Annotated in this window: 2 protein-coding genes; both read left to right on the top strand. The window is 35.5% G+C overall.

What is annotated here, in order from left to right:
- Window positions 1-13: 13 nt before the first annotated feature.
- Window positions 14-157 carry a response regulator gene (locus U9P79_07975; protein ID MEA2104559.1) on the top strand — a complete coding sequence of 48 codons (144 nt, stop codon included), beginning with the start codon at window positions 14-16 and terminating at the stop codon, window positions 155-157.
- A 9-nt stretch (window positions 158-166) separates the two neighbouring features.
- Window positions 167-2,390: ATP-binding protein (locus tag U9P79_07970; GenBank protein MEA2104558.1), on the top strand; the 2,224-nt coding region annotated here is incomplete at its 3' end.

Raw genomic sequence — 2,390 nt, 5'->3', positions numbered from 1 at the left:
ATTTAACCAAACCATTCCGATAGTGGCAATGACCGCCAATGCAATGAAAGGCGATAAGGAAAGATGCCTCGAAGCCGGAATGAACGATTATATTTCAAAACCAATTGATGCGGAAGCAGTACGAAAAATGTTGCTGAAGTGGTTAACAAAAAAATAAGGACTTAGTATGAAAAAACCTAAAAAAGGAATAAGAAGTTTGGTAAAACATATCCCTGCCACGCTGTTAATAATTGTGTGGATTATTGTGGTCGCTTTCCTTATAAAAAATTTTACTCGAAAAAAAGAGGATCTTTTTCAGGATAAAATTAATGCTTTAAAAATATCTTATAATGTAATTATCGATTCATATTTTCGAGCATCACAAATTGTTTATAATGAAGTGGTTAATCAGCCTGAAATATTAGCAATTCTGGAACAAGCCAATTCAAATAATAAAAAAGATGTTGATGAAGCGAGACAAAAACTTTTGGAAAAACTCAATCCTGTTTATCAAAGATTGAAAGAGATAGATGTAAGGCAGTTTCATTTCCATTTACCGGACAATACAAGTTTTTTAAGGCTTCACAAACCCTCCAAATATGGTGATGATCTTTCCGATATTAGATTCTCTGTTAAAAAAGTAAATTCAGACCTGAAACCCTTCTCCGGGTTTGAAGAAGGTCGAATTAAAAATGGATTCAGAAATGTTTTTCCCGTTGTAACTTCATCCGGCAGACATCTTGGCAGTGTAGAAATAAGTATAACTTTTAAAGCAATAGAAAAACAATTAAAATCCCTTTTCAAAAAGGAATACGGTTTCTTGATTAGTAAAAACATAGTTTATGAAAAAGTGTGGCAATCGGAAAAATCAAATTACAAGCTGTCTGATTTGAGCGATGATTTTATGTATGAAAAATATGTTGTTGTTGGTGAAAACCAGAGGGAAATAAATCAAATAGCAAAACCCAAGATTGCTGATAATTTGTTAGAATTTATTTCGTTTGCCGTAGCCGAAAATAATTATATTATTACTTTTCTACCAATTACTAATGTAAAGGGAAAAAATGTTGCTTACATAATTTCTTATGAGAAAGATAACACAATTCGCAAATATACATTTGAATTTTATTTAGCATTGATGACAACTACAATAGCAATCTTAATAATTTTGTCATTTATTTTCTTGTTGAATAAAAAAAATCGTCAATACGCTTTAGAAAAAGAAAAAGCTGAGACTGCCAACACCGCAAAATCAGAATTTCTGGCAAATATGAGCCACGAAATCCGCACCCCCATGAACGGAGTTATCGGTATGACCGACCTGCTTCTTCACACCAACCTCGATAAAGAGCAACGTCAGTTTGCAGAAACAGTTAAGATCAGTGGGAAAGCACTTTTGTCTCTTCTGAACGATATTCTTGATTTCTCCAAAATTGAAGCCGGGAAATTGAATTTTGAAGTAATAGATTTTGATCTCAGAAAACTGATGGATAATTTTGCCAAGACAATGGCTTTTCGCACAGAGGAAAAAGGGCTCGAATTTATTTGCAGCGTTGTCCCGGGAATTCCAAAATTTTTCAAAGGCGATTCGGGAAGATTGAAACAGATGTTAACAAACCTTGCTGGAAATGCTGTAAAGTTTACGGAAAAGGGTGAAATTTCAGTTTTATGTTCTTTGGAAAAGAAATTGGAAGATTCATCTATTCTCAGATTTTCTGTTCATGACACCGGAATCGGTATTTCAAAAAAAAACCAAAGTAAACTCTTTGATAAATTTACTCAGGCAGATGGTTCCACTACCCGAAAATTCGGCGGGACAGGTCTGGGGCTTGCTATTTCAAAGCAACTTGCAGAAATGATGGGCGGTAAAATTGGGATTGAAAGCGAAGAGGGAAAAGGCTCTACATTCTGGTTTACAATCACCCTTAAAAATTCAGACCACCCAGCCGAAGAGCCAAAATCCGTAAAATCTGCGGACATTAGCAAAGCAAAAATCCTCATTATTGATGATAATAAAACCAATCGAAAAATAGTCGGAGCAATGCTTTCTTATTGGAAGATCAAACATTCCGCCGCCCCAAAAGGCACAGACGGATTGGAGATGCTCTATAAAGCCTATGATTCCGGCAGTCCTTTTGACATTGTGCTTTTGGATATGCAAATGCCCGGAATGGATGGGCTGACAGTTGGTAAAGCGATAAAAAATGATCAGAAATTAAAGAATACACGTTTGATAATTTTGTCTTCGATGAGTACTCGCGGTGATTCCGCTAAATTTAAAAAAGCAGGATTTGCTGCTTTTCTTAGCAAACCGATAAGCCAATCCGATTTGTTCGATAGCATCGGGCAGGTTATGGGAATCTCTATTGAAGAGGGTAAAGAAAATGAAATTCCTGCAAAACTACAACCCT

This window comes from Candidatus Cloacimonadota bacterium (assembly GCA_034661015.1).
Lineage (GTDB): Bacteria > Cloacimonadota > Cloacimonadia > JGIOTU-2 > JGIOTU-2 > JAYEKN01.
Note: the sequence above shows the minus strand (reverse complement) of the source record. Positions and strands in the feature narration are given on the sequence as shown.